Origin of the sequence: Micromonospora sp. WMMB235, from assembly GCF_001855515.1 — a bacterium.
GTDB classification, from domain to species: Bacteria; Actinomycetota; Actinomycetes; order Mycobacteriales; family Micromonosporaceae; genus Micromonospora; species Micromonospora aurantiaca.
The window spans coordinates 6,124,136-6,149,959 of the sequence record NZ_MDRX01000001.1 but is presented as its reverse complement, the minus strand read 5'-3'; the positions used below and the strand labels follow the sequence as shown (position 1 = coordinate 6,149,959).

Here is a 25,824-nt window from a genome sequence, read left to right as displayed (position 1 = left end):
CGATCGTGGTGGTCCGCTTCGCCTGACCTACCCTGAAAAGCGTGCTGCACGTCGATCAGATCCGCGCCGTCACCTCGGCTGTTCCGGCGACACTGGCGGCGGGAGGCGAGGGCGCCCCGCCGCCGTTCACCGTGACCCGGGTCCTCACCGAGACCCGGCTGGACAGCTGGCTCACGCTGGGCATCGTCCTGGCCGCCGGCCTCTACCTCTACGGGGTGCACAGGCTGCGGCTGCGCGGCGACCGCTGGCCGGTCGTCCGTACCGTGTCGTTCCTCGGCCCCGGCCTCGGCGGCATCGCCCTGGTCACGCTCACCGGCCTCGGCGCGTACGACACCGCCCTGCTCTCGGTGCACATGGTGCAGCACATGGTGCTGTCCATGATCGCGCCGATCTTCCTGGCGCTCGGCGCCCCGGTGACGCTGGCGCTGCGCACGCTGCCGGTGCGGCCCCGCAAGCGGCTGCTCGCGATCGTGCACAGCAAGGTGATCCGGATCTACAGCTTCCCGCTCGTGGCGTTCGCCATCTTCGTGGTGAACCCGTTCGCGCTGTACTTCACCGACCTCTACGAGTTCACCCTGCGCCACGAGTGGGCGCACGAACTGGTCCACGCGCACTTCATCGCCACCGGCTGCGTCTTCTTCTGGCCGCTGCTCGGCCTGGACCCGCTGCCCGGCCGCTGGCCGTACCCGGGGCGCGCGCTGCTCATGCTGCTCTCGGTGCCGTTCCACACCGTCCTCGGCCTGACCATCATGCAGAGCACCACGCTGTTCGGCGGCGACTGGTACCCGTCGCTCAACCTGTCCTGGTCCGACCCCTGGAACGACCAGGTGGTCGCCGGCGGCATCCTGTGGGCCGGCGGCGAGTTCGTCAGCGTCACCATGCTCGCTGTCCTGGTCGTCCAGTGGGTCAAGCAGTCCGAGCGCGAGGCCCGCCGGCTCGACCGCGAGCTGGACCGCCAGGAGGCCCGCCAGCGCGCCGCGGAGGCGAGCACCTGACGGCACGTTCCGGGGTACGCCCCGAGCCCGCCGGGCGGGGCGACGGCCCGGATGTGACGACCGCTACGATCAGCGGGCAGCTACGAGGTGGGAGCCACGTCACGATGAGCGATCGTCTTTGCACCGTCCTGCTCTACAGCGACGACCCGAAGGTCCGCGACCGGATGCGGCTCGCCGTGGGCACCCGGCCGGCGCCCGGGATCGAGATCGAGTTCGTCGAGGCCGACGACTACAACGCCTGCATCCGGCTGGTCGACGACTACGAGATCGACCTGCTCCTGCTCGACGGCGAGGCGACCCCGGGCGGCGGCATCGGCATCGCCCGCCAGATCAAGGACGACCGGGACGACGCGCCGCCGACCTGCGTGGTGCTGGCTCGCGCCGCCGACCGCTGGCTGGCCGCGTACGCCGAGGTCGACGCCACGCTGACCCACCCGCTGGACCCGGTGGTCGCCGGCAGCACCGTGGCGGAGCTGCTGCGCCGCACCCACGCCGCGGCCTGACCCCTCCGGTCCTCGCGCGCCACGGCCACGCGGCCGTGGCGCGCCCCAACCGCATTCCTCACGCCGCTCGGGAGGCCCGCCATGGGCGAACGGACCTGGCCGCTTCTGCTCAACGCGCTGCTGCGCGGCGAGGAGCTCTCCACCGCCGACACCGCGTGGGCGATGGGCGAGATCATGGCCGGCTCGGCCACCCCGGCGCAGATCGCCGGGTTCGCCGTGGCGCTGCGCACCAAGGGTGAGACCCCCGCCGAGCTGGGCGGCCTGGTCGAGGCCATGCTGACCCGCGCGGTGCCGGTGCACCTGCCCGAGGACGTACGCGCGACCGCGCTGGACGTGGTCGGCACCGGCGGAGACCTCGCGCACACGGTGAACATCTCCACCATGGCGGCGCTGGTGGTCGCCGGGGCCGGGGTCCGCGTGGTCAAGCACGGCAACCGGGCCGCCTCCTCCTCGTGTGGCACCGCCGACGTGCTGGAGCAGCTCGGCGTACCCCTCGACCTGGCACCGGAGCAGGTGGCCCGCTGCGTCACCGAGGCCGGCATCGGCTTCTGCTTCGCCGCCCGCTTCCACCCCGGCATGCGCCACACCGGCCCGGTCCGGCGCGAGATCGGCGTACCCACCGCGTTCAACTTCCTCGGCCCGCTGACCAACCCGGCGCGGCCCCGCGCGGGCGCGGTGGGCTGCTTCGACAAGCGGATGGCCCCGGTGATGGCCGCCGTCTTCGCGGCCCGTGGCGACTCCGCGATCGTGGTACGCGGCGAGGACGGCCTGGACGAGTTCAGCACCGGCGCCCCCACCCGGGTCTGGGTGGCGCAGCAGGGCAGCGTCACCGAGGCCGTGCTGGACGCGACGGACCTCGGCGTGCCCCGGGCCACCCTGGCCGACCTGCGCGGCGGGGACGCGGTCTACAACGCCGACGTCGTCCGCCGCCTGCTCGCCGGTGAGACCGGCCCGGTGCGGGACGCGGTCCTGGTCAACGCCGCTGTCGCGCTTGCCACCCAGGGGCCGCTCGACGGCGATCTGCACGAGGTGCTGCGGGCCAATCTGGACCGGGCCGCCGAGGCTGTCGACTCGGGCGCCGCCGCGGCCGCGCTGGAGCGCTGGCTCGAGGTGGCGCGCACCGCCTGACGGCGGCCTGGCGCGGGTGTTGTCGTACCCGCGTGCCAAACTACACGGGAGTTATTTTCCGTTTTCGGTCTTTCGTTTTCGGTCTCTGGTCCGCCGGCCGGCGTCTCACCGCCTGGGCCGGTGCCCGGAGCGAGAGGAGCCTCCCGTGTCTGACCGCGAGCTGCACTGTGACACCTGCGAGGGCGTCGTGCTGTTCGAGGCGCCGCCGTGCGGCGACGGGCACGGCGCCGACTGCCCGGAGCTGATCTGCACCGGTTGCGGCGCGGCAGTGGTGATCGCCACGTTCACGTTCCGCGAGACCCGCCTGGCGAGCCGCCGCACACCCCGCCGGCCGTCCCACCCCCGGGCCGCCTGACCGCCGCTCCCTCCCGCCCTCCCGCCCTCCCGCCCTCCCGCCCGTCCGCGCCCTGTCTGCGCGCCGCGCCTGTCCGCGCCTCTTTGCGCCCCCGCGCCGGTCCGCGCCTCTTGCCGCCCTCGCGCCTCTTTGCACCCCCGCGCCTGTCCGCGCCTCTTGCGCCCTCGCGCCTCTTTGCGCCCCCGCGCCGCGAGCGGCCGCCCACCCTTCTCCACTCCGCCCCGCCCCGCCCCACCCCGCCCGACAGCCCAACCGTCCGCCGCTCGTGATCAAGGAGTTTGTGTCCCCCACGGTCGCCCCGGTGGACCCAAACTCCTTGATCACCGCTTGGTGGCCGGGGTGGCGAGGGCTCTCCCCGGCCGAACCGGTGATCAAGGGGTTTGTGTCATCGACGGCGCGCGAAAGTGCCTCAAACTCCTTGATCAACAAGGCCGGGCCCGCGCGGGAGCGCACGGTGGCCGGCGCTCGCCTGGGCGGTCGGCGGTGCGCGCAAGGCGTGAGGGCGGGCGTCGGGCCTTCGGGCGTGAGTGTCGGCGCTGACCCGTCACGGCACCCGGCCTTGGACGCGGACAAGCGGTGCGGTGAGCGAGATCTTGGAAGGAAAGGGCCCCTATGAGGGCGCTTTCCTTCCAAGATCTCCTGTGGTCCTGGCAAGTGGAACGGCGCTTCCGGTGAATGGAACGGCCCGGTGAGCGAGAACCCGGGTGGTGAGTGTCGGAGGTGGAGCGGGCACCAGGCCGACCGCACGGGCGACGATCATGAGGTTGGCGGGGACAAAAAGGACCGCCAGCGCCGTCAACTTCATGATCGACGGGGACGGGCGGAGGGCGGGGGGCGGAGGGTGGGGGGCGGAGGGCCGGGGGGGCGGAGGGCGGGAGGCGGAGGGGGGGTGGGGGAAAGCGGCAGGCCCGCCTCCCCCGGTGGGGGGTGGCGGGCCTGCGGCGGTGGGTCTGTCAGTGCTCGGCGGTACGGCGGGTGCCCGAGTAGTACTCGAACAGCAGCCCGCAGGTGGCGAGGACGACCGCCACCAGGCCCAGTCCCAGCAGCCAGAACTGCCAGAACACCAGGCCGAGACCGGCGATCGCGGCGGCCAGCGCCAGCCCGAACGGCCAGTAGCTGCCAGGGCTGAAGAAGCCGACCTCACCGGCGCCGTCGGCGATCTCGCCGTCCGGCCGGTCCTCGGGGCGCAGGTCGATACGGCGGGAGACGAACCAGAAGAAGCCGCCGCACATCGCGCAGAGCAGGAAGGACAGCAGCAGCGCCACCGTGCCGATCCACTCGACGTGACCGCCGCTGTCGGCGTACGTCCAGGCGCCGTAGAGGATCGTCGCGCCGAGGAGGAACGTGGCGATGGTCAGGAAGATCTTCCACTCGGTCTTCATGCCGGACCCCTCAGCTTCCCGCGCCGGCCGTCGCGTCGGACGGGTTGAAGTTGTTCACGTCGCGCCGGGTGTCGAACGGCTTCGTCTCGGTGGCGTACTCTTCCTCACCGATCGCGCCGAGCGCCTCCTGGGTCGACTTGCCGGCCTTCTTGGCCGCCAGGAACTGGTCGTACTTCTCCGGCGAGACGACCCGCAGCTCGAAGTTCATGAAGGCGTGGTAGCTGCCGCACAGCTCGGCGCAGCGGCCGACGAACGCGCCCTCCTGGTCGATGCTGGAGACCTCGAACGTGTTGCGCACGTTGCCCGGCATGACGTCCCGCTTGAACAGCAGCTCCGGCACCCAGAACGAGTGGATGACGTCGCGGCTGGTCTCCTCGAAGCGGATCGAGCGGCCGCTGGGCAGCACCAGCACCGGGATGACCTCGCTGGTGCCGAGCACCGAGGCGACGGTGTTGGCCTCGGGGCCCTGGCCGTCGCGGTAGTTGAACTGCCAGTTCCACTTGAACGCGACGACCTCGACGGTGACGTCCGGGTTCTTCGACTGCTTGTTCACGTCGGTCTGCACGACCGCCGTGTAGTAGAAGAGCACGGAGACCACGAGGATCGGCGCGATGGTGTAGAGGAACTCCATCGGCAGGTTGTAGCGGGTCTGCACCGGCAGCTCGTTGCCGCGCTTGCGGTAGCGGACCACGCACCAGAAGATCAGGCCCCACACGAACACGCCGACGGCGAGCGCCGCGATGCAGGACGCGATCCACAGGTCGTACATGCGGTGCGACTCGGGCGTGATGCCGCCCTGCGGCCAGCCGAACCCGCCGAACGCCTTACCGACGTCACAGCCGGTGAGCGAGACCAGCAGCGCCGCCGCGCCGAGACCGAGCCCGGCGATTCGACCAGCACCACGCCGCCGGCGTCCACCGGCCCCCGGGGAAGCGCTGTGCCGTACGGCCGAGCGCCGTACCTCCGAACTCCTTGCGACCACCTGGTCCTGCCTCCCTAGCGCGCCGCGGCGGTTGTTCTCCTTGACACCGACGGCAAAGGCGTCACCGACGGTCGCAGATTACTCGACCATGACCGGCCAGGCCGTCTTGGGGTCGCTGTCCACCCCCATCGGGGGGATCTTGGGCGTAACCGGGCGATAGCGTGGAGCCTCATGAGCGTCTCCCCGGTCTACCTGGACGCCGCCAGCGCGGCGCCGCTGCATCCGGTCGCGCGGCAGGCGATGCTGGCCGCACTGGACGACGGCTGGGCGGACCCGGCCCGGCTCTACTCGGCGGCCCGCCGGGCTCGCCAGCTCCTCGACGCCGCGCGCGAGGCCGCCGCGCAGACGCTCGGCGTCCGCGCCGACGAGCTGTCCTTCACCCCCAGCGGTACGGCGGCAGCGCACGCCGCCGTACTCGGAGGCCTGGCCGGGCGGCGGCGGGCCGGGGCGACGCTGGTGCACTCGGCGATCGAGCACTCGGCGGTGCTGCACGCCGCGGAGCGGCACACGGCAGGTGGCGGCGCGGCGGTGTCCGTACCCGTGGACCGGTCGGGCCGGGTGGACCTGGACGCCTGGGCGGCGGCGGTGGCCGCGCCCGGCGTGGCCCTCGCGGCGTTGATCGGGGCCAGTCACGAGGTGGGCACTGTGCAGCCGGTGCCCGCGGCGGCGGAGCTGTGCGCCGAGGCGGGCGTGCCGCTGTACGTGGACGCGGCGCAGCTGGCCGGGCGGGCGCCGCTGCCGTCGGGCTGGTCGGTGCTGACCGCCAGCGCGCACAAGTGGGGCGGACCGCCCGGTGTCGGACTGCTCGTGGTGCGCAAGGGCACCCGGTGGGAGTCGCCGTACCCGGCCGACGAGCGGGAGTCGGGGCGTACCCCCGGGGTGGTGAACCTGCCGGCGGTGGTCGCGGCGGCGGCGAGCCTGCGCGCGGCGGCGGCCGACGCGGCGGCGGAGGCGGCCCGGCTGGGTCCGCTTGTCGACCGGATCCGGGCGCGGGTGGCGGCCGAGGTGCCGGACGTGGAGGTGGTCGGCGACCCGGTGGACCGGTTGCCGCACCTGGTGACGTTCTCCTGCCTGTACGTCGACGGCGAGGCGTTGCTGCACGCGCTGGACCGGCGCGGGTTCGCGGTGTCCTCCGGCTCGTCGTGCACGTCGTCGACGTTGCGCCCGTCACACGTGCTGGAGGCGATGGGGGTGCTGTCGCACGGCAACGTGCGGGTGTCGCTGCACCGGGAGACCACCGAGGCGGACGTGGAGCGGTTCCTGGCCGAGCTGCCCGGGATCGTGGCGAACCTGCGGGCGGAGGCGGGGGTGACGGACCTGTGAGCGCGAGGAGCGAGCCGGACGAGGTGCTGGACTGCCGGGGGCAGCGCTGCCCGCTACCGGTGATCAATCTCGCCCGGCTGGTGCCCGGCCTGCCGGTCGGCGCGGTGGTACGGGTGCTGGCCGACGACCCGGCGGCGGCGGTGGACATCCCGGCGTGGTGCCGGATGCGCGGCCACGAGTTCCTCGCCGAGCGCCCGGGGCCCGCCTACGACGTCCGGGTGTAAGGAAGGGCCCCTTCTTAACGCCTCAGGTAGAGGAAGGGGCCCTTCTTAACGCCGGCCGACCAGCAGTCAGCGCAGGTACGCGAGGATGCCCGGCAGCGGGTCGGCGGCCACGGCGGTGTCGACCACCAGGCGCGGGCCGATCAGCGGCTCGTACTCGGCCCGGCGGCGCAGCGTCTGCTCCCAGGTGCCGTGTTCCTCGGGCGGGCGGGCCTCGACCCGGCGGCGGTGCTCCGCCTCGTCGCCGCAGTGCACCTCGATCACCCGCAGCGGCACGCCGGCCCGTTCGGCCACGTCGTGCCAGAGGCCCCGGGCGCTGGCGACCGGGTTCACCGCGTCGACCACCACGCTGAGCCCGAGGCCGAGCTGCACCTCGGCCAGCCCGGCGACCGCGCCGTAGGCGGCCATGCCGGGTACGTCGCCGGTGAGGCCGTAGCGGTGCAGGGCGCGCTCGACCGGGTCGACCGGCAGGACCGGGGCGCGCAGGGCGGCGCCGACCCGGGCGGCGAGCGTGGTCTTGCCCACGCCCGGCAGCCCGGCGAACGCGACGAGCACCGGACCGCCGCCGCCGGGGCGGACCTCCGGGTCCACCCCTCCGGCCGGGGCCGCCGGGCCGGTCACAGCAGGTGCGGCCGGACGTCCTCGGCGGCCGCGTCACCGTACGACTCGGCGAGTCGCTTCACGAACAGGTCGCGGCGGACCTCGTACTCCTGGCCGCCGAAGTTCTCCAGCACGAGCGTGGCCAGCAGGCAGCCGACCTGGGCCGCCCGCTCCAGGCCGACGCCCCAGTCGAGCGCGGCGAAGAAACCGGCCCGGAAGCCGTCGCCGACACCGGTCGGGTCGACCGCCTGCATCTCCCGCGCGATCGGCACCCGGATCGTGCCGATCTCCCGGCCGGCGATCTCCACACCCTGCTTGCCCAGCGTGGTGACCCGCACCTTGACCCGGTCCAGCAGCTGCTCGTCGGTAAGGCCGGCCTTGCTCTGGAGCAGCGACTTCTCGTACTCGTTGGTCATCAGGTAGTCGGCACCGTCGATCAGGCCGAGCACGTCCTCGCCGTCCATCCGGGCCAGCTGCTGCGACGGGTCGGCGACGAAGGAGTAGCCGCGGTCCCGGCACTCGCCGGAGTGCCTGATCATCGCGGCCGGGTCGTTGGCGCTGACCAGCACCAGGTCCAGACCGCCGAGGCGCTGCGCCACCGGGGCCAGCTCGATGTTGCGGGCCTCGCTCATCGCCCCGGCGTAGAAGGAGGCGATCTGGCACATGTCGGTGTCGGTGGTGCAGACGAAGCGTGCCGTGTGCGCGACCTCGCTGACGTGCACCGAGTCGCAGTCGACGCCGTGGCGCTCCAGCCAGGAGCGGTAGTCGGCGAAGTCGGCGCCGACCGCGCCGAGCAGCACCGGGCGCAGCCCGAGCTGAGCCATGCCGAAGGCGATGTTCGCCGCGGTGCCGCCGCGGCGGAGCACCAGCTCGTCGACGAGGAAGGACAGCGAGACCTTGTCGAGCTGGTCGGCGATGAGCTGGTCGGCGAATCGGCCGGGGAAGCTCATCAGGTGGTCGGTCGCGATCGAGCCGGTCACGGCGATCTTCATGTCAACCCTCGGGGTCGGGAGCACGGCGCGGTCAGCCTACCGGCCCCCGGGCCGCACGGACGGCGGTCGGTCACCAACCGGTCGATCGGCGCACATCCGGACGTCACGCGCAGGGGGTACGACGAAACGGCGGGCCGCCCCACCCGGGACGGCCCGCCGTTGTCGGTCGGTCTGTCGACTCAGCTGAAGGAGTCGCCGCAGGCGCAGGAGTTGCCCGCGTTCGGGTTGTCGATGGTGAAGCCCTGGGCGTCGATCCGGTCGGCGAAGTCGATGGTGGCGCCGGCCAGGTAGGGGGCGCTCATCCGGTCGACGACGACCTCGACACCGTCGAAGTCGGTGACGACGTCACCGTCGAGCGAGCGCTCGTCGAAGAACAGCTGGTACCGCAGGCCGGAGCAGCCACCCGGCTGCACGGCGACCCGGAGCCGCAGGTCGTCGCGGCCCTCCTGCTCGATCAGGGCCTTGACCTTCTGCGCCGCGACGTCGGTGAGGACGACGGTGCTGGGGGCCTTGGCCTCGGTCGACTCGGTCTGCGCTGGCGTGGTCACGTGGAAGTCTCCCTGCGCGGTATGAGGTCCGGACGTCCTGGCCAACGCCGCACGTCCGCCAGTGATTCCCGGTGTGGTCCGTCTTTCGATCGTACGCCGCCTCCGGCGTCACCACCCCGCGGCGTGACCAGCGGAACCGGTCAGCGGCTCCATTGCCGCGCCAGGCGGGCGCCGAGCGCGCGCAGCCCTTCGGCCGGGCGGGCCATCGCCGCGTCCACTCCCCCGTGCTCCTCGCCGCCGAAGTGCTCCACGAGGCTGTGCGCCTCGGTGACACCGGCCGCTGCCGCCTCCCGCCGCCCGGTGCTCACCCGTCCCGCCAGCACCACGCAGGGCACGCCCCGGTCCCGGGCCGCCCCGGCCACACCGGCGACCACCTTGCCGCGCAGTGACTGGTGGTCGAACGAGCCCTCGCCGGTGATCACCAGGTCGGCGGCGTCGAGCTCGGCGTCCAGCCCCACCGCGCGGGTGACCAGGCCGATGCCGGATTCGCACCGGCCGCCGAGCGCCAGCACCGCCGCACCGAGGCCGCCTGCGGCGCCGCCGCCGGGCAGCGCGCCCAGCCCGGACGGGCAGCCGGGCAGGCGCTCGGTCAGCACCTCCGCCCAGCGGGTCAGCGCGGCGTCCAGCAGCAGCACGCCGGCCCGGTCGGCGCCCTTCTGCGGGCCGAAGACGCTGCTCGCGCCGTGCAGCCCGAGCAGCGGGTTGTCCACGTCGGTGGCGGCGACGAGCGTCGCGCCGCGCAGCCGGGGCTCCCCGTCGAGCGCGGCCACCTCGGCGAGCGCCGCGCCGCCGTACGGCAGGGCCCGGCCGGCGCCGTCCAGCGGCGTGACGCCCAGCGGGACGAGCATCCCGGCACCCCCGTCGTTGGTGGCCGAGCCGCCCAGCCCCACCACCACCGTCCGCGCGCCCGCCTCGACCGCGGCGGCGACGAGCAGCCCCAGCCCGTACGAGGTGGTGGCCTTCGGGTCGCGTTCGGCGGCGGTGAGCAGGTGCAGTCCGCACGCCTGCGCGCTCTCCAGGTACGCCGTGCCGTCGTCGGTGAGCAGGATCTCACCGGCGGCCGGGCGGCCCAGCGGGTCGACGGTGGGCACCGGCACCCGGCGTCCGCCGAGCGCCCCGGCGAGCACGTCGACGAACCCCGGCCCGCCGTCGGCGAGCGGCCGGGCCAGCAGGTCGTCGCCGGGCGCGACGTCACGCCAGCCGTCGGCCACCGCGGCGGCCACGTCGGGGGCCGACAGCGTGCCGGCGAACTTGTCCGGACAGAGCAGCACGCGCATGCGCAGCAGTGTGGCAGGCCACATCGGGGACGGCTGCGCGGTGGTCGCGCTGTGGGACCATGGGGGCGTGACTTCGACCTGGGTTGAGCCGTCCAACACCGCCACGGCGCTGCTGCTTCTCGGCCGCGGCAGCGACCCCGCCACCGAGCGTGGCGTGGAGTGTCCGGGTGATCTCCCCGCGCCGAGCGACCCCGACCTGGTGGCCCGTGCCGCCGCCGCGAAGGCCGCGCTCGGCACGAAGGTGTTCGTCCTGGGCCACCACTACCAGCGCGACGAGGTGATCCAGTTCGCCGACGTGACCGGCGACTCGTTCAAGCTGGCCCGGGAGGCGGCCGCCCGCCCGGACGCGGAGTACATCGTCTTCTGCGGCGTGCACTTCATGGCCGAGAGCGCGGACATCCTCACCTCGGACGCGCAGAAGGTGATCCTGCCCGACCTCGCCGCCGGCTGCTCGATGGCCGACATGGCGGTGCTGTCGCAGGTCGAGGCCGCGTGGGACACGCTCACCGATCTGGGCATCGCGGCGGAGACCGTGCCGGTGACGTACATGAACTCCTCGGCGGACATCAAGGGCTTCGTCGGCCGCAACGGCGGCGTGGTCTGCACCTCGTCGAACGCCAAGCGGGCCCTGGACTGGGCCTTCGAGCAGGGCCGCAAGGTACTGTTCCTGCCCGACCAGCACCTCGGCCGCAACACCGCGGTGCTGGAGATGGGCTTCTCGCTCGACGACTGCGTGCTCTACGACCCGCACAAGCCGAACGGCGGGCTGACCCCGGAGCAGCTGCGCGACGCGAAGATGATCCTGTGGCGGGGTCACTGCTCGGTGCACGGCCGTTTCACGCTCGACAGCGTCAACGACGTACGCGAGCGGGTGCCGGGCGTGAACGTGCTGGTGCACCCGGAGTGCCGCCACGAGGTGGTGAACGCCGCCGACCTGGTCGGCTCGACCGAGTTCATCATCAGGACCATCGAGGCGGCCCCGGCCGGCTCGGCGTGGGCGGTGGGCACCGAACTGAACCTGGTGCGCCGGCTCGCGCTGGCCCACCCGGACAAGCAGATCATGTTCCTCGACCGGGCGGTCTGCTACTGCTCGACGATGAACCGGATCGACCTGCCGCACCTGGTCTGGGCGCTGGAGGAGCTGGTCGCCGGACGCGTGGTCAACCAGATCACCGTCGACCCGGAGACCGCCCGACACGCCCGGTCGGCGCTGGACCAGATGCTCGCCCTTCCGGGAGCCTGATCACCGTCGGTGACCCCGCTGGCACGGAAACGCACCGGACACCCCGGTTCGTGCCCTCGCTGGCGATGTGACCGATTCCATTCCCGTCACGGAGGGCTATGCTGCCGGGGCGACGACACACGCGGCCCGTTTTCCCATGACCGCGTTCCGGGTAGCGATGAACTTCGTGCACCCATCACTAGACACGGCAGCACCCAACGCGCTGGAGGTTGCGTTGACCGACGACGTCCTGGTCGTACACGGAGGCACTCCGCTTGAAGGGCGGATCCGCGTGCGCGGCGCGAAGAACCTGGTGTCCAAGGCGATGGTGGCCGCCCTGCTGGGCGACACACCGAGCCGGCTGTTCGACGTGCCGCGTATCCGTGACGTCGAGGTGGTCCGCGGTCTGCTCGGCCTGCACGGCGTGAAGGTCAGCGACGGCGTGGAGGAGGGCGAACTCGTCTTCGACCCCACGAACGTCGAGAGCGCCAGCACCGACCAGATCAACGTGCACGCCGGGTCCAGCCGGATCCCGATCCTGTTCTGCGGCCCGCTGCTGCACCGGCTCGGCCACGCCTTCATCCCCGACCTGGGCGGCTGCCACATCGGCCCGCGCCCGATCGACTTCCACCTCCAGGCGCTGCGCGAGTTCGGCGCCACCGTCGAGAAGACACCGGAGGGCCTGCACCTGTCCGCGCCCAACGGGCTGCACGGCACGAAGTTCGCGCTGCCGTACCCGAGCGTGGGCGCCACCGAGCAGGTGCTGCTCACCGCGGTGATGGCCGAGGGCGTCACCGAACTACGCAACGCGGCGGTCGAGCCGGAGATCATCGACCTCATCTGCGTGCTCCAGAAGATGGGCGCGATCATCAAGGTGCACACCGACCGGGTGATCGAGATCCAGGGCGTCAAGAAGCTGCACGGCTACACCCACCGGCCGATCCCGGACCGGATCGAGGCGGCCAGCTGGGCGGCGGCGGCGCTGGCGACCCGCGGTCACGTCGAGGTGCTGGGCGCCCAGCAGGCCGACATGATGACCTTCCTGAACATCTTCCGGTCGGTCGGCGGCGAGTACGAGGTCACCGACCTGCGTCCGCCGCGCGGCGGCAGCCCGGGCCAGGAGGGCGGCATCCGGTTCTGGCACCCGGGCGGTGAGCTGAACGCGGTGGCGCTGGAGACCGACGTGCACCCCGGTTTCATGACCGACTGGCAGCAGCCGCTGGTGGTCGCGCTCACCCAGGCCCGGGGCCTGTCGATCGTCCACGAGACGGTCTATGAGCAGCGGCTCGGCTACACCGAGGCGCTGAACACGATGGGCGCCAACATCCAGGTCTACCGGGACTGCCTCGGCGGCACCCCGTGCCGCTTCGGCCGGCGCAACTTCAAGCACTCCGCGGTGATCGCCGGGCCGAGCAAGCTGCACGCGGCCGACCTGGTCATCCCGGACCTGCGGGCCGGGTTCAGCCACCTGATCGCGGCGCTGGCCGCCGAGGGCACCTCCCGGGTGTACGGCGTGGACCTGATCAACCGCGGCTACGAGGACTTCGAGGCCAAGCTGGCCGACCTCGGCGCCCACGTCGAGCGTCCCTGACCGTCCCGTTCCGCGTCGCGACAGCGCCCCTGTCGCGGCGCCACGACCGGAAGCGGCCGCGCCCGGTGCACCCGTGATGTGCACCGGACGCGGCCGGTTGGCTACCCTTGCCGCGTGCCGTCGCTGTTTCGCCGCAAGCCCGCCGACCTCGTCGAGGATTCCGTCACCACTGTGACGACCGACGAGGAGTCCGCCGCCCGCCCTCGGGGCTACACGCCCAGCAAGAAGGAACTCGGGCAGGTCACGCCGAAGCGTCCGGTCGCCGGTCGCCGGCCGACCGCGCCGGCGAAGCCGCTGACCAAGGAGGAGGCCCGCGCGCAGCGCCGCGCCGCCCGCGCCGAGGCCGCCGCCGAGTTCCGCCGCGAGGGCGGCCCGCGTGACCGGGGCCCCGAGCGGCTGCTGGCCCGCAACGTGGTCGACTCCCGCCGTACGATCGGCACCTGGTTCTTCGGCGGCGCGCTGATCGTGCTGTTCGGCTCCAACCAGGCCATGCCGCCGATCGTGCGGCTGCTGTCGAACGTGCTCTGGGGCGCGCTGGCGCTCGGCGTGCTGATCGACTCGATCCTGATCTCCCGGAAGATCAAGCGGCTGGTCCGCGAGCGCTTCCCCAAGAGCACCGAGAAGCTCGGCTCGCTCTACTTCTACGCGATCATGCGGTCGATCACGTTCCGCCGGATGCGCGCTCCCGCGCCCCGCGTGAACATCGGCGACAAGGTCTGACCGGACCGGCCCCGACTCGGCCCCTCCCCGCCCCCGGCGGTGGGGGGCCGTTCTCGTGCGAGGACCGGCCTCAGGCCACGCCGAGCAGGCGCAGCACCGCGGTGGTGGCCGCCGCCGCGACCACGACCAGCACGAACGGCGCCCGGCGCCAGGCGAGCAGCAGGCCGACGAGCACACCGGCGGGCCGGGCGTAGCCGGCGAAGCCGCCGGCCTCGGTGAGCGCCGCGGTGGCGGCGAGCGCGGCCAGCAACGTGGCAGCGCCGATCGGCAGCAGGTGACGGGACCACTCCGGCAGGTCCAGCCGGTCCCGCAGCAGCACCCCGGCGACGCGGAACCCGTAGGTGCCGGCGGCCAGCGCGAGGATCACGGCGATCAGCACGAGACCTCCCCGGCCCGCACACTCCGGCCGTCAGCCGCTTCGTCAGCGGTCCCGTCCGGCGCGGCATCCGGATCGTGCGACGCAGCCGTCACATCGGACGGCGCGGCGGGTAGCCGGCGGCGGGCCAGCAGCGGCAGGGCCAGCGCGGCGAGCGCGAGCAGCACCGGCAGCCCGGCCGGCAGCAGCGGGGTCGCCAGCACGGCGAGGCCGGCGCCGAGGAGCGCCACCCGGCGGGTCTCCCGGTCGCGCAGGCTGGGCAGCAGCAGTGCTGCCAGCCCGGCGGGGAACGCGGCGTCGAGTCCCAGCGTCGCCGGGTCGCCGGCCGCGCCGCCGGCGAGCACGCCGAGCGCGGTGCCGGCGTTCCAGGCCAGGAACAGCAGCACCCCGGCGAGCCAGAACGCCCGGCGCCGCTCCGGCCCGGCCGGGCGGGCCAGCGCGAACGCTGTGGCCTCGTCGGTCATCAGGTGGCTGCCGAGCAGCCGATGCGCGCGCCGCGAACCGAGCGCACCACCGAGGGCCAGGCCGAACGGCAGGTGGCGGGCGTTGAGCAGCAGACCGGCGAGGACCGCCGCGAGCGGGCTGCCGGCCGCGACGAGCCCGACGGCCATGAACTGGGCGCCGCCGGCGTAGACGACCGCCGACATGGCGAGCGTGGCCCAGACGGGCAGGCCGGCGGCCACCGCCACGGCGCCGAACGACGCGCCCACGGCGAGCATCGCCGCGCCGATGGCGGCGACGTCGCGGAGCACCCGGGCGTCGCCCGTTCGGTATGCCGTACGCATGTCCATTATCCTGAACGGAAGCACGCTGGTTCGTCAAACCGAACAAACCGACCGATGGAGCGAACATATGGCGATCGACCCCGCTCCCCCGCTCGCCACCATCGCCGCCGCGCTGCGCCGCGAGCGCGAACGCGCGGGCCTGTCGCTGACCGAGCTGGCCCGCCGCGCCGGGATCGCCAAGTCCACCCTGTCCCAGCTGGAGTCCGGGTCCGGCAACCCCAGCGTGGAGACGCTCTGGGCGCTCGGCGTGGCGCTGGACGTACCGTTCAGCCGCCTGGTCGAACCACCCACCGCCGCCGTCCGCGTGGTCCGGGCCGGGCAGGGGCCCCGGATCCGGTCCGAGCACGCCGACTTCTCGGCCACCCTGCTCGCGGCCGGGGCGCCACACGCCCGGCGCGACGTCTACGTGATGGAGCTGGAACCCGGCGCGGTACGGCTCGCCGAGGCGCACACCCCGCGCAGCGTCGAGCACGTCGTGGTAGCCGCCGGGCGGATGCGGGTCGGCCCCGAGACCGACCTGGTCGAGCTGGAGCCGGGCGACTACGCCACCTTCCCCGGTGACACCCCGCACCGGTACGAGGCGCTGGCCCCCGGCACCTTCGCCGTACTCGTCATGGAACACCCGTGACCGCGGACGGCGCCCGGTAGAGCCGGGTCACCACCTCCTCGATGTCCGGCTCCACGATCGAGATGTCCCGCAGCGTGGTCAGGCCGGCCAGCCCGGCCACCACCTCGGCGACGCTCGCCCGTTCCAGCGCGAAGACCAGCCGCCGCCCGTCCGCCTCCACCCGCTGCACCGGCGCGCCGGGCAGCACCGGCGGCTCGGGCAGCGCCGCGTCCAGCTCGGCGACCACCATGCGGCGCGAGCCGTACCGGCGGTGCAGCTCCGCGATCGACCCGTCGTGCACCACCCGCCCGTGGTCGATCACCACGAGCCGCCGGCACAGCCGCTCGATGTCGGCCAGGTCGTGCGTGGTGAGCACGAGCGTGGTGTCCCCGGCCCGGCCCAGCTCGGCCAGGAAGCCGCGCACCGCCTGCTTGCTCACCACGTCCAGGCCGATCGTCGGCTCGTCCAGGAACAGCACCTCCGGGCCGTGCAGCAGCGCCGCGGTCAGCTCGCCGCGCATCCGCTGACCCAGCGAGAGCTGCCGGACCGGCGTGTCCAGGAACCCGTCCAGGTCGAGCAGCTCCCGGCAGCGGGCCAGCCGGACCGCGTGCTCGCCGGCCGGCACCCGGTAGACGTGCCGCAACAGGTCGAACGAGTCCCGCAACGGCAGGTCCCACCAGAGCTGCGAGCGCTGCCCGAACACCACCCCGATGCGCAGCGCCAGCCGGGTCCGGTCGGCCACCGGACGCAGCCCGCACACCCGGGCCCGCCCCGCCGACGGCGTCAGCACGCCGGTGAGCATCTTCAGCGTGGTCGACTTCCCGGCGCCGTTCGGACCGATGTAGCCGAGCATCTCGCCGCGCTCCACCCGCAGGTCGACCCCGTCGACGGCGGTCACCGTCCGCTTCTCGCGCCGCAGCGGCCCGGCCTTCACCCGTACCGTGAACTCCTTGCGCAGCCCGTCCATCTCGATGACGCTCATGACCCCGTACTCCGGTAGTGACGGACCCCGACGCGCCAGGCCAGGGCGGCCAGCGCCGCCGCGACCACCGCGACGCCCGGCGCGGCCCACCCCGTCCAGGGCGGCAGGCCGAGCGGGTCGGCGCGGCCCAGCAGCGCCAGCGCCGGGTGGTAACTGACGAAGGCGAACCCCATCCCGTACGCGAACAGCGCGCGGAACCAGCCGCCGTACACGGTGATCGGGTACGAGGTGAAGTCGCGCCCGCCGTAGGTGACCGCGTTCGCCAGCTCGCCCGAGTCGACCCAGTAGAACGACACGGTCGCGGTCAGCACGAAGACCGAGCCGAAGAAGACCACGGCGGCCGGCGGGGCGACCACCGCCAGCGCGACCCGCCCCGGCGTCCAGTCGATTCCGGCCGAGACGAGCGCGAACAGCAGCACGGCGAGCCCGAACACGGCCCGGGACAGCTTGCGCAGCGGCAGGTCCATCAGCAGCAGCTGCGGCAGCGCACCGAGCGGGCGTACCAGCACGGCGTCGAAGAGGCCGGTGCGCACGTACCGGGGAAGCCGTTCGATGTTGCCGACCAGCAGGTCGGCGGTGGCGAAGCCGCACGACGACAGGCCGACCACGACGAGCGTCTCGCGCAGCGTGAAGCCGCCCAGCTCCCGCGTCACGCCGAAGATCACCAGGACGGTGACCACGTCGAACACGGTGGCGCCCACGTTGCCGACCAGGTCCACCACGAACGACGTGCGGTACGCCGCCTGCGAGCGCGCCTGCGCACCGAGCAGCGCCCGGTACGCCCGTAGTTCACCCACCTCAGCCACCCTGGGGACGCTCGCGCGCTCAGCCACCCTGGACCACCAGGCGGCGCTCGGCGCGACGCTGCACCAGCCGGCACAGCGCCAGCAGCAGCACCGCCCAGCCGGCCTGCACCGCGACCAGGGTGAGACCGGTGGCCATCGGCTCCCGCTCGACGAGCACGTCCAGCGGCACCTGGAGGATGCTGGGGAACGGGGTGGCGTACCGCAGGACCGCCTCCAGCGGGCCGGGCAGGAACCCGAGCGGGAAGTAGAGCCCGGCCAGCACGCCGGAACCGAGCGTCCACAGGATCATCGGGCCCCGCACGTCCTGCAACCAGTACGCGGTGGCGTTGACCAGGTAGCGGCAGCCGAAGCAGACCACCACCGCGAGCAGCGCGGAGAGCAGGAACAGCGGCACCGTGGCCCAGTGCCGGGGCACGTACACCGCGAAGAAGAACGGCCCGACCACCAGCGGCGGCACCAGCCGGGCCAGCGACGCGAACCCGGCCCGGCCGAGGTCGGTGGCGAGGTAGCTGGTCACCGGGTGCACCGGCCGCAGCAGGTCGGCGGCCACCTCACCGGTGCGGATCCGGTCGGCCAGATCGGTCCAGCCCCAGATGGCGATGACCGCCAGCAGCCCCTGGCCGGCCCAGACGAACGTGGCGAGCTGCGCCCTGTCGTAGCCGGCCACGGTGCCCGCCGCACCCGTCGCCGCGAGGAAGATGTAGCAGCGCAGGAAGCCGAACACGGTGTTGGTGCACAACCCCGCCACGGCGGCCTGCCGGTAGGTCGCGTGCCGCCGGAACCCGGCCGCCGCGATCGCGCCGAATGTCCGAAACCATGGGGTAACGTGTGCGCCGGTGGGTGGTGCCACAGTGGCGGTGACCGAGCCCACGCCGTTACCCTCCTTCCGCAGCCACGACGTGCTGGACCGGGCGACTGTACCGGCACGTCCGGCGCCCCAGCGCGAGAATTTCCAATGAGGTGACACCGCCGTGAGCGAGCGACGCGAGCCGGCCCCGGGGCCGTCCCGCGCGAGCGGCCGGAGGGGTTGCCGATGAGTGGCTGGGGCAGCTGGCGCGAGCCGGCCGAACCGGCCTGGGCCGCCGAGCCAACCCACGAGTGGCAGCCGCAGTTCCCCGGGCAGCGCTACCCGGGTGACATCGGCATCGAGAACCTGACGCCGCGTCCGCGCCCCGTTGTCGGCCGCGCCGAGGTACGCCCGGTCAGCCCCGCGCCGGACGAGGACACGTACCCGGTGAGCCCCGCCGGTTCCCGGCCCCCCGGGCACGAGGGCGGACGTCCGGCGGGTCCGGCCGGTCCACGCGACGCCTACCCGGTCAGTCCGGCCGGCGGTCATCCGGTCAGCCCGGCCGGCCCGCGCGGCGGTGAGCCCGTCAGTCCGGCCGGCCCGCACGGCACATACCCGACCAGTCCGGCCGGCCCGCACGGCACATACCCGACCAGTCCGGCCGGTCCGCACGGCACCTACCCGGTCAGCCCGGCCGGTCCGCACGGCGCATACCCGGTCAGCCCGGCGGTCCCGCGCGTTGCGTACCCGATCAGTCCCGCGGCCCCGCCCGGGGTGCACCCGACCAGCCCTGCCGGGCCACGCGGCGCGCATCCGGACGGAACGGCAGACCCACGCGGCGGGCGTCCGGACGGACCGCCAGGGCCACGCGGCGGGCACTCGAACACGCCAGCGCCACGCGGTGTGCATCCGGGCGGATCGGCAGGGCCGCGCGGCGGGCACTCAGACGGGCCGGCAGGACCACGCGGCACGTACCTGGACGGGCCGGCCGCCTCGCGCGGGGCGTACCCGATCGGTTCCGCCAGTTCCGGCGGACAGCGTCCCGCGGGGCCGGACGAGCGGCGCGGGCATCCCGACGGCCCCGGCGCGGACGGCCGTCGGCCCCACCGCCCCGGTCCGCCTCCGGAGCGGCTCGACCAACGCTGGGTACGCCCCGACGGCCCACCGCGCCAGGCCGTCCAACCGGGCTGGATGCCGGAGCCGAACGAGACCCCGCACCCCGCTCCGCGCAGGCACGCCCCGGCCGACGGTCGTCCGGCGGCTTCCGGTGAACGATGGGGCACGCCACCCGACGCTCGCCAGGACCACTCCCCCGGCGGACGCCGCGAACCCCTGCCCGATGGTCGTCGCGGCCCCTTCGTTGAGCCGTCACCGGACGATCCGGCCCATGGTCGGCGCGGTCCCGGCGTCGACGGGCGTGACCAGGCCGTGCCGCCGTCGGAGCGGAGCACTGCCGGCTGGGGCGAGCCGGGCCGGCGTGAGCCAGGCCGGGCCGAGCCCGGCCGCGACGGCCGACGCGAACCAGGCTGGAGCGAGCCGGGCCACGACGGCCGGCGTGAACCCGGTTGGGCCGGTTCGGGCCACGACGGCCGGCGTGAGCCCGGGCGTGACAGCTGGCGCGAGCCCGGCCCACGTCCCCCGGCGGACCGGCGCGACCCGGCCGGTGGCCGATGGGACGATCGTGCGCCGGGCCGCGAGGCCGCCGCCTACCCCGAGACCCAGCGCCGGGCACCCGAGAACGGGCGGCCCGCGCAGCAGGGCGAACCCGGCCGGTACGGCGCGCAGGGGCACCGTCCGGCTGACCCGCAAGCCTCCGCCCCCGTGCGGCCGGGCGCCGACCAGCGTTGGCAGCGCCCGCCGGCCGATCGTCCCCGCCCGCACCAGGGCGAGTGGCCCGTCATCGAGCCCCGCCCCCGGCCGGAACCCGACGCGTACCGGCCGGACGACCGGCACCGCCCACCCGTGGACCGGCCGATGCCGCCCCGGCACCCGATGCCGCCCCCCGACGGTCCACGCCCCGACGCGCGCCGTCCCGAGCAGGACGGGCCCGTCCGTCCGGACCCACGCGACGCTCGGCCCGCCGGTCCGGGCGCGCAGCCCGACGGCACCGGTCCGCGTCCCCACGCCACCCGGCCGCCCATCGCCCCGACGCGCCCCGACGCCGCCCCGACGCGCCCGGAAGCCGGTCGAGCGCAGCCGGAGCAGGACCGTCGCCGGCCGGACGAGGTCGCCGCGCGTTCCGACGATTCCCGGACGGCGCGGCCAGACGAGCGCCGGACGCCGCCGGACGCACCGGGGACGACGCGGCCTGGGCGATGGCCCGATGCTCATCCGGTCCGCGGCGCCGAGGGCAGGAGCACGGCCGGGTCGGCCGGGCACCCGCGCCCCGACGACCGTCCCCGCCCTGCCCCGGCGGCGCCGGATCCGCTGTCGACACCGCGCACGCCCGCGCACTCCGGTGACGGCTCGCCGTCGACCGGCCAGGCCCCGCTGCGGCCCGTGCCACCAGCTGGTACGGACGAGCAGCACCGGATGCCGGCGCCGGGTCGGTACGAGGCGACCCGTCCGCCGGTGACCGAGCCCGACCGACGCGTCGCCGACGGCGGTTCCGCACCGGCCGTTCCCGTCCGAGACGAGCCCGGTGCGTCCGTCTCGGGTGCGCCCGTCTCGGGTGCGCCCGTCTCGGGTGCGCCCGTCTCGGGTGCGCCCGCCTTGGGTGCGCCCGCCTCGGGTGCGCCCGCCTCGGGTGCGCCCGGTTCCGGCGCACCGGTCTCCGGCGGGGTCACTCCCCCCGCGCCGGCTGTCGGCACGCCCAGAGGCGATGCGCAGGCTCCGACAGGCACGGGACGAGCGGAGCCCGTCCACCCCACGCCGCCGCATGGGCGGACCGAGGAACGTCAAGAGCTTCCTTCGGCCGGTCCCGTCCAGCCGACCGAGGCCGCGCCGGCTCGTCCCGCTCCGCCCACCTATCCGGGCCCTGCCCCGGCCCGGCCGACCACGCCACCACCGGTCGTCCCGGCGATGGGCCCTGCCGCCCCGGAAGCACAGGCGGCTCGGCCCACGACCGGCACGGGCAGCCGACCCGCTCCGCACACGGACGCCAACCGTCTCGAAGCCGACGCCGGAGCGACCTCCGGAGTAGGCATCCGACCCGCGCCGGGCACGGGCACGAATACGGGCACGGGCACGGATACAGGCACGGGCACGGGCACGGGCACCACGGGCACCGGCACCACGGGCACGAGCACGGGCGCGGGCGCGGGCGCGGGCACCAACGGTCCCGGATCCGGCGCGTACTCCGGAGCGACGCCCGGCACGAGCACCCGTGCGGTCCCGGGCGCGGACGCCGATCGCCCCGTAGCCGACCCGCGTCCCTGGACCTCGCCCGGCACCCCGATCACGCCGAGCACGGACTCCGACCGTCCGGTGGTCGACCGTCCGGTGGTCGACGCGCACGCCGGGACGACGTCCCGGACCGCCACCCACGCCACGCCGACCACCGGCCGGCCGCAGGCCGATGTGGACGTCCCAGCAGAGAAGGGCGGCCGGGGAGCCGACGCAGGCATACGGCCCGAGTCCCGCTCGGACGGAAGCCGGCCCGATGCCGGAGTGGACGTCCAAGCTGTGTCCGGGGCGGACCTCGTCCGTCCGGAAGCCGACGCGGACACCCGGCCCACACAGGGCACGGAGCGCCTCGGAGCCGGCACGTCCTCTGTCCGGAGCGACATGCCGTCGGAGAACGGCCGACCGGCGGAGACGACGCCTCCACCGTCCCCCGGCGCCGAGGCGTGGTTCCGCCCGAACCAGCCCGCGGAAGCCCCGAAACCGCCGGAGATCTTGGACGATTTCGGCCCCTCTGGGGGCCCTTTCGTACCAAGATCTCTACCCGGCCAGGACTCGATCGCACCGTCGGGTGGCGAGCGCAGTGGGGTGCCGTCCGTCGAGACGCCGGCGGCATCCCTCGGCGCGCCAACGCTGGGCACGCACCCGACCGTTGACGACGGGTCTCCAGCGGTGGCGGAGGCTTCGGAATCGGCGGCGAAGGGGCCGGAAGCCGCAACGGACCAAGCGGAGACGAACGCAGCGGACGCGAGGAGGACTCCGGAACTCGATGCCGCGGTGCCGCCAGGCGCTGCCGTGCTCGCCGTGCCCGGTGCGAGCGGCGGTCAAGCACCGGCGTCCACTGCCGATGCGAGCGCACCCGCACCCACCAGCGCCAGCGAACCCGCGGGCACCCTCGACGCACCGCCGGCACCCGAACTGGCGCACGCACCCGCACCTGAACCGGCACCCGCACCCGCACCCGCACCCGCACCCGCACCGATCGTCACCGCCTCCGCCATGGACGCGTCGACCGCCGGCGCATCGGCCGATGCCGCCGCCGTGGACGCGTCGACCGCCGGCGCATCGGTCGATGCCGCAACGACCACCGACGCACCGGCCGCACCCGTGCACGCGCCGATCACCCCGCCGCCGGCCGAGCCGACGACGGCGGACACCAGCGTTCCCGTACCCGACGGTCCGCGCGCCGAGCCCGAGCCGCACGGCGCGATGGCTGCCGCACCCGAGCGGCTCAGCCCTGCGCCGGAGCGCACTCCGAACGATGTCGCCGCCTCCGGCACCACCGAGACCCGGCAGGACGACGCGGCACCGGAGAGCACTGCCGACGAGACGACGCGCGAGACCATCGCCGACGGCTCAGCCCAGGGACCAGCGGCGGCCGACGGCACCGGCCACTCCGCGCCCGCACCGTCCACCCCGGAGCCGGTCGACACGGCCGCTGATACGGACGCCACCGTTGCCGCACCCGTGCAACAGACGCAGGCCGACGACGCCGAACCGACCCCGACAAGCACCGAGCACGACGCCGACCACGCCGGCAGCGCCGAGCACACCAACAGCACCGAGCACGCCGACGCCGACGCCGCGCAGGATCGGCGTACCCCCGAAGAAGCCGGAACCGACGACGGCGCCGAACCTGCGGCGGACGCCGAGCCGCCGCCTCCTGTCGACCCGGAGCAGGCCCTCGCCGCGGTCGGCTGGGAGCTGGATCCGCGTACGCTGCGCGAGCAGGCCCCCGACCCGGCCCAGTTGCGGGTCATCCGGGACGGGCTCACCGGCAAGCTCGACACCACGCTCGACAACCGCAGCCGGGCCCGGCTGCTCAGCCTGCGCGCGGTGGCGTCCCGGGTCCTCGGTGACCTGGACGACGCGCTCGGGGACGCGCGGCTCGCCGTCACGTACGCGGAGGCCACCGGCGAGTTCCGGCGGACCGCGCTGGCCCGCGCGCGCCTCGCCGAGGCGCTGCGGTGGCGGGGTGAACACGCGGAGGCGGACCGGCTCTTCGCGGAGGCGAACTCGCCGGAGCTGCCGGACCGGCTGCGTGCGCTGCTGCACGAGCACGCCGGGCGGTGCTGCTACGACCAGGGCCGGCTGACCGAGGCGTGCCTGCACTTCGAGCGGGCGCTGGACCTGCGCCACGGCGAGGACGCGCAGCTCAACGCCCGGGTCGAGGTCGCGCTGGACGCGGTCGCGGAGCGGGCCGCCGCCGACGGCTTCGGGCCCGCGCCGCGCCGGCCCGAGGAGGTGCTCGGCACGCCGCGTCCGCCGATGCCGACGTTCGACGAGGAGCAAGAGCTCTGGGGGTACGCGGACGCCGACGGCGAGATGGTCATCGCGCACCGGTACGCCGAGGCGCAGCCGTTCCACGAGGGAATGGCCTGGGTGCGCCGGCCGGAGGCGTCCCGGTGGGCGCTCATCGACACGTCCGGCGCGGCGCTGATCGAGGCGAACAACGGCTACCGGGCGGTGGTGCCCTTCTCGGAAGGGCTGTCCTGGGTGTCGATGGACGGCAAGGGCCGGTGGATGGCCGTCGACCGGATGAACATCGTGAAGATCCCGCCCGGGTACGAGGAGGCCAGGCCGTTCCGCAACGGCCTGGCGGCGGTACGGCAGAACGGCGGCTGGGGCGCGGTGGACCTGACCGGCGAGGTGGTGGTGCCGACCCGGTACCACCGTCTCGGCACGCCGCTCGCGGACGGTCGCGAGGTCGACGGGTTCACCGCCGACGGACTGGCGGTGGTCGAGCTGGCCGGTCGCCGTGGCGTGGTGGACCGGGCCGGCCGGGTGGTGGTGCCACCGGCGTACCCGACGGTGGTGGTGCATCCGGTGGCGTTCCTGGTCGCCACCGAGTCGGGCCGGTGGGGCGCTCTGGACCGGCGCGGCGAGCCGCTCATCGACCCGGTGCATCCGGGGCGCGCGGCGGTGGTCGCGGAGATCGACCGGCTGCTCGCCGACGCCAGCCCGGTGCTCTGACCCGCGCCCGGCACGCCACCTCGAGCGGCGGACGCGGCCCGTCAGCGTCTGGCAGCCCCGGCGACCCCGGCTCGGCCGCTCACGCCGTCGGCGGAGGGCCCAGCAGTTCGATGCCGTTGCGGGCTGCGGCGTGCCCGAGCGCTGCCGGGTCGATCGGCGCAGGGTCGGGCAGCCGGCGGTGCGGAGCCGGTACGCCTGCTTCCGCGGCGAACCGCTCGAACCCGGCCGGGGTGGTGATCTGGAGCGCGCGCAACGGCTCGTCCGGGCCGACCACGAACGTGTGCGCCAGGCCCACCGGCAGCAGGACGAAGTCACCGGGACCGGCGGTGAGCGTCTCGCCGTCGCAGTGGAACCGGGCGGTGCCGGAGAGCAGGTAGAACATCTCGTCCTCGACCTGATGGCGGTGCAGGGGCGGAGCGAAGCCCGGCGGGTTCACGAACTCGGCGACGGTGAGGCGGTCCCGGGTGTGCCGGCCACCGGCCTTCAACGTGCACAGGTTGCCGAGGAACCAGTACGCCTCGCCGTCGTCGGGGCCGAGCAGGTAGGGGCGGACGGACATGGGTGGCCTCCGATTTCAGTGAATGCGGGAACATTCGATAGCCAGGAGTCTAGTGAATAGATTGTTAGTATCGCGAGGTCATGGCTGGAGTCAAGGACGGCAAGTCGACGCGCCCCTACCGCTCGGCGGTGCGCGAGGAGAGCGCCCGGCGTACCCGTCAGGCGGTCGTGCGGGCGGCGACCGACCTGTTCGTGACGCGCGGCTACGCGGCGACGTCACTGGCCGACGTGGCCGCCGAGGCGGGCGTCGCCCGGCCCACCGTGTTCGCCGCATTCGGCTCCAAGGCCGCCCTGCTGCGCCAGGTGCTCGACGAGGCGCTCGCCGGCGACGACGAGCCGGTGCCGGTGGCGCGCCGCCCCTGGTTCCAGCCGGTCTGGGAGGCGTCCGACCAGGGCGCGGTGCTCGACGCGTACGCCGGGGTCTGCACGCTGATCGGCCACCGCGCGGCCGGCGCCTTCGAGACGGTCCGCCGCGCGGCGGACGAGGCGCCCGAGGTGGCCGAACTGTGGGAGACGCTGCTGCGCAACCGCCGCGCGGGCGCCGCCATGGTGGTCGACCGGCTGCTCACCCTGGACGGCCCGCTCCGGCCGGACGCGGGCACCGACCGCGCGGTCGACGCGCTGTGGTTCTACAACGACCCGGCGCACTACGCGGCGCTGGTGCAGCGGTGCGGGTGGACGGAGGAGAGTTTCCGGCAGTGGCTCGCCGTCCGGATGCGCGACGCGCTGCTGGGGGCGTGAACGCCGGACGGCGTCCGCGACCGGGCGG

General features: G+C 74.3%; 25 protein-coding genes. 12 read left to right on the top strand and 13 right to left on the bottom strand.

What is annotated here, in order from left to right; translation table 11 throughout:
• The first annotated feature begins 41 nt into the window (after positions 1–41).
• The 4 genes from BFV98_RS27510 (at position 42) to BFV98_RS27495 (ending at position 2,981) form a co-directional block, all read left to right on the top strand.
• Positions 42–995 (top strand): cytochrome c oxidase assembly protein, encoded by a 954-nt coding sequence (locus BFV98_RS27510; RefSeq protein ID WP_013475726.1) that lies wholly within the window; start codon positions 42–44, stop codon positions 993–995.
• 104 nt (positions 996–1,099) lie between these two features.
• The gene (locus tag BFV98_RS27505) at positions 1,100–1,498 is read left to right on the top strand and encodes a hypothetical protein (protein ID WP_013287696.1); all 399 of its coding nucleotides are present in this window, start codon (positions 1,100–1,102) and stop codon (positions 1,496–1,498) included.
• A gap of 81 nt (positions 1,499–1,579) precedes the next feature.
• Entirely contained in the window at positions 1,580–2,626 is a 1,047-nt protein-coding gene (gene trpD, locus BFV98_RS27500) for an anthranilate phosphoribosyltransferase (RefSeq protein WP_013287697.1), read from the top strand.
• A 145-nt stretch (positions 2,627–2,771) separates the two neighbouring features.
• Positions 2,772–2,981 carry a hypothetical protein gene (locus BFV98_RS27495; protein ID WP_013287698.1) on the top strand — a complete coding sequence of 70 codons (210 nt, stop codon included), beginning with the start codon at positions 2,772–2,774 and terminating at the stop codon, positions 2,979–2,981.
• Between the two features lie 953 nt (positions 2,982–3,934).
• On the opposite strand, the gene BFV98_RS27490 is transcribed toward BFV98_RS27495, so the two are convergent.
• Together BFV98_RS27490 and coxB are read right to left on the bottom strand one after the other, a co-directional pair.
• Positions 3,935–4,363 carry a cytochrome c oxidase subunit 4 gene (locus BFV98_RS27490; RefSeq protein ID WP_013287699.1) on the bottom strand — a complete coding sequence of 143 codons (429 nt, stop codon included), beginning with the start codon at positions 4,361–4,363 and terminating at the stop codon, positions 3,935–3,937.
• Positions 4,364–4,373: 10 nt separating this feature from the next.
• The gene (gene coxB, locus BFV98_RS27485; RefSeq protein ID WP_030273023.1) at positions 4,374–5,345 is read right to left on the bottom strand and encodes a cytochrome c oxidase subunit II; all 972 of its coding nucleotides are present in this window, start codon (positions 5,343–5,345) and stop codon (positions 4,374–4,376) included.
• 171 nt (positions 5,346–5,516) lie between these two features.
• Here coxB and BFV98_RS27480 point away from each other — a divergent pair, with 171 nt between their 5' ends.
• A complete protein-coding gene (locus tag BFV98_RS27480; protein WP_013287701.1) occupies positions 5,517–6,668 on the top strand; it encodes a cysteine desulfurase family protein in 1,152 nt (383 codons plus the stop codon).
• Entirely contained in the window at positions 6,665–6,892 is a 228-nt protein-coding gene (locus BFV98_RS27475) for a sulfurtransferase TusA family protein (RefSeq protein WP_071098279.1), read from the top strand. Before BFV98_RS27480 ends, BFV98_RS27475 begins: the two co-directional genes overlap by 4 nt.
• A 66-nt stretch (positions 6,893–6,958) precedes the next feature.
• Here the strand turns inward: BFV98_RS27475 and BFV98_RS27470 are convergent, their stop codons facing one another.
• From BFV98_RS27470 to BFV98_RS27455, 4 genes are all read right to left on the bottom strand, one after another.
• Positions 6,959–7,510: an ATP-binding protein gene (locus tag BFV98_RS27470; protein ID WP_013287703.1), complete on the bottom strand. Its 552-nt coding sequence runs from the start codon at positions 7,508–7,510 to the stop codon at positions 6,959–6,961.
• On the bottom strand, positions 7,507–8,481 hold the full coding sequence (locus tag BFV98_RS27465; RefSeq protein WP_013287704.1) for a carbohydrate kinase family protein: 975 nt from the start codon (positions 8,479–8,481) through the stop codon (positions 7,507–7,509). Before BFV98_RS27465 ends, BFV98_RS27470 begins: the two co-directional genes overlap by 4 nt.
• A 179-nt stretch (positions 8,482–8,660) precedes the next feature.
• Entirely contained in the window at positions 8,661–9,029 is a 369-nt protein-coding gene (erpA, locus tag BFV98_RS27460; RefSeq protein WP_013287705.1) for an iron-sulfur cluster insertion protein ErpA, read from the bottom strand.
• A 140-nt stretch (positions 9,030–9,169) separates the two neighbouring features.
• The gene (locus BFV98_RS27455; RefSeq protein WP_083395321.1) at positions 9,170–10,330 is read right to left on the bottom strand and encodes a glycerate kinase; all 1,161 of its coding nucleotides are present in this window, start codon (positions 10,328–10,330) and stop codon (positions 9,170–9,172) included.
• 43 nt (positions 10,331–10,373) lie between these two features.
• Here BFV98_RS27455 and nadA point away from each other — a divergent pair, with 43 nt between their 5' ends.
• The 3 genes from nadA to BFV98_RS27440 all read left to right on the top strand — a co-directional run bounded on the left by nadA (position 10,374) and on the right by BFV98_RS27440 (position 13,839).
• A complete protein-coding gene (gene nadA, locus BFV98_RS27450; protein WP_030273033.1) occupies positions 10,374–11,549 on the top strand; it encodes a quinolinate synthase NadA in 1,176 nt (391 codons plus the stop codon).
• Positions 11,550–11,763: 214 nt separating this feature from the next.
• The gene (murA, locus tag BFV98_RS27445) at positions 11,764–13,119 is read left to right on the top strand and encodes a UDP-N-acetylglucosamine 1-carboxyvinyltransferase (protein ID WP_030273035.1); all 1,356 of its coding nucleotides are present in this window, start codon (positions 11,764–11,766) and stop codon (positions 13,117–13,119) included.
• A 114-nt stretch (positions 13,120–13,233) separates the two neighbouring features.
• Positions 13,234–13,839, top strand: coding sequence for a DUF3043 domain-containing protein (locus BFV98_RS27440; RefSeq protein ID WP_013287709.1), 606 nt, complete (start codon positions 13,234–13,236; stop codon positions 13,837–13,839).
• Positions 13,840–13,909: 70 nt separating this feature from the next.
• Here the strand turns inward: BFV98_RS27440 and BFV98_RS27435 are convergent, their stop codons facing one another.
• Positions 13,910–14,218: an AzlD domain-containing protein gene (locus BFV98_RS27435; protein WP_013287710.1), complete on the bottom strand. Its 309-nt coding sequence runs from the start codon at positions 14,216–14,218 to the stop codon at positions 13,910–13,912.
• The gene (locus BFV98_RS27430; RefSeq protein WP_071098277.1) at positions 14,212–15,000 is read right to left on the bottom strand and encodes an AzlC family ABC transporter permease; all 789 of its coding nucleotides are present in this window, start codon (positions 14,998–15,000) and stop codon (positions 14,212–14,214) included. Before BFV98_RS27430 ends, BFV98_RS27435 begins: the two co-directional genes overlap by 7 nt.
• Positions 15,001–15,067: 67 nt before the next feature.
• Here BFV98_RS27430 and BFV98_RS27425 point away from each other — a divergent pair, with 67 nt between their 5' ends.
• Complete coding sequence (locus BFV98_RS27425; RefSeq protein WP_013287712.1) at positions 15,068–15,628, top strand: helix-turn-helix domain-containing protein; 561 nt, start codon at positions 15,068–15,070, stop codon at positions 15,626–15,628.
• On the opposite strand, the gene BFV98_RS27420 is transcribed toward BFV98_RS27425, so the two are convergent.
• The 4 genes from BFV98_RS27420 to BFV98_RS27405 form a co-directional block, all read right to left on the bottom strand.
• Complete coding sequence (locus tag BFV98_RS27420) at positions 15,612–16,589, bottom strand: ATP-binding cassette domain-containing protein (protein ID WP_071098275.1); 978 nt, start codon at positions 16,587–16,589, stop codon at positions 15,612–15,614. The genes BFV98_RS27425 and BFV98_RS27420 overlap by 17 nt on opposite strands.
• Entirely contained in the window at positions 16,586–17,386 is an 801-nt protein-coding gene (locus tag BFV98_RS27415) for an ABC transporter permease (protein ID WP_013287714.1), read from the bottom strand. Before BFV98_RS27415 ends, BFV98_RS27420 begins: the two co-directional genes overlap by 4 nt.
• Positions 17,387–17,414: 28 nt before the next feature.
• Positions 17,415–18,266, bottom strand: a complete 852-nt coding sequence (locus tag BFV98_RS27410; protein ID WP_071098274.1) for an ABC-2 family transporter protein — start codon at positions 18,264–18,266, stop codon at positions 17,415–17,417.
• A gap of 1,284 nt (positions 18,267–19,550) precedes the next feature.
• On the bottom strand, positions 19,551–20,135 hold the full coding sequence (locus BFV98_RS27405) for a hypothetical protein (RefSeq protein WP_143025362.1): 585 nt from the start codon (positions 20,133–20,135) through the stop codon (positions 19,551–19,553).
• 2,388 nt (positions 20,136–22,523) lie between these two features.
• Here BFV98_RS27405 and BFV98_RS27400 point away from each other — a divergent pair.
• On the top strand, positions 22,524–24,497 hold the full coding sequence (locus BFV98_RS27400) for a WG repeat-containing protein (RefSeq protein ID WP_369830068.1): 1,974 nt from the start codon (positions 22,524–22,526) through the stop codon (positions 24,495–24,497).
• Between the two features lie 79 nt (positions 24,498–24,576).
• Here the strand turns inward: BFV98_RS27400 and BFV98_RS27395 are convergent, their stop codons facing one another.
• The gene (locus BFV98_RS27395; protein WP_013287719.1) at positions 24,577–25,056 is read right to left on the bottom strand and encodes a cupin domain-containing protein; all 480 of its coding nucleotides are present in this window, start codon (positions 25,054–25,056) and stop codon (positions 24,577–24,579) included.
• An 80-nt stretch (positions 25,057–25,136) separates the two neighbouring features.
• On the opposite strand from BFV98_RS27395, the gene BFV98_RS27390 reads away from it, so the two are divergent.
• Positions 25,137–25,796 (top strand): TetR/AcrR family transcriptional regulator, encoded by a 660-nt coding sequence (locus BFV98_RS27390; RefSeq protein WP_013287720.1) that lies wholly within the window; start codon positions 25,137–25,139, stop codon positions 25,794–25,796.
• Positions 25,797–25,824: the final 28 nt, after the last annotated feature.

Bases quoted from the DNA above. Each gene is read 5' to 3' on its own strand.
- BFV98_RS27505 (WP_013287696.1), top strand. From the start codon at position 1,100: ATGAGCGATCGTCTTTGCACCGTCCTGCTCTACAGCGACGACCCGAAG.
- BFV98_RS27390 (WP_013287720.1), top strand. From the start codon at position 25,137: ATGGCTGGAGTCAAGGACGGCAAGTCGACGCGCCCCTACCGCTCGGCG.
- BFV98_RS27395 (WP_013287719.1), bottom strand. From the start codon at position 25,056: ATGTCCGTCCGCCCCTACCTGCTCGGCCCCGACGACGGCGAGGCGTAC.
- BFV98_RS27480 (WP_013287701.1), top strand. From the start codon at position 5,517: ATGAGCGTCTCCCCGGTCTACCTGGACGCCGCCAGCGCGGCGCCGCTG.
- BFV98_RS27425 (WP_013287712.1), top strand. From the start codon at position 15,068: ATGGCGATCGACCCCGCTCCCCCGCTCGCCACCATCGCCGCCGCGCTG.
- BFV98_RS27420 (WP_071098275.1), bottom strand. From the start codon at position 16,589: ATGAGCGTCATCGAGATGGACGGGCTGCGCAAGGAGTTCACGGTACGG.
- BFV98_RS27400 (WP_369830068.1), top strand. From the start codon at position 22,524: ATGGACGCGTCGACCGCCGGCGCATCGGCCGATGCCGCCGCCGTGGAC.
- BFV98_RS27490 (WP_013287699.1), bottom strand. From the start codon at position 4,363: ATGAAGACCGAGTGGAAGATCTTCCTGACCATCGCCACGTTCCTCCTC.
- BFV98_RS27430 (WP_071098277.1), bottom strand. From the start codon at position 15,000: ATGCGTACGGCATACCGAACGGGCGACGCCCGGGTGCTCCGCGACGTC.
- trpD (WP_013287697.1), top strand. From the start codon at position 1,580: ATGGGCGAACGGACCTGGCCGCTTCTGCTCAACGCGCTGCTGCGCGGC.
- BFV98_RS27465 (WP_013287704.1), bottom strand. From the start codon at position 8,481: ATGAAGATCGCCGTGACCGGCTCGATCGCGACCGACCACCTGATGAGC.
- BFV98_RS27455 (WP_083395321.1), bottom strand. From the start codon at position 10,330: ATGTGGCCTGCCACACTGCTGCGCATGCGCGTGCTGCTCTGTCCGGAC.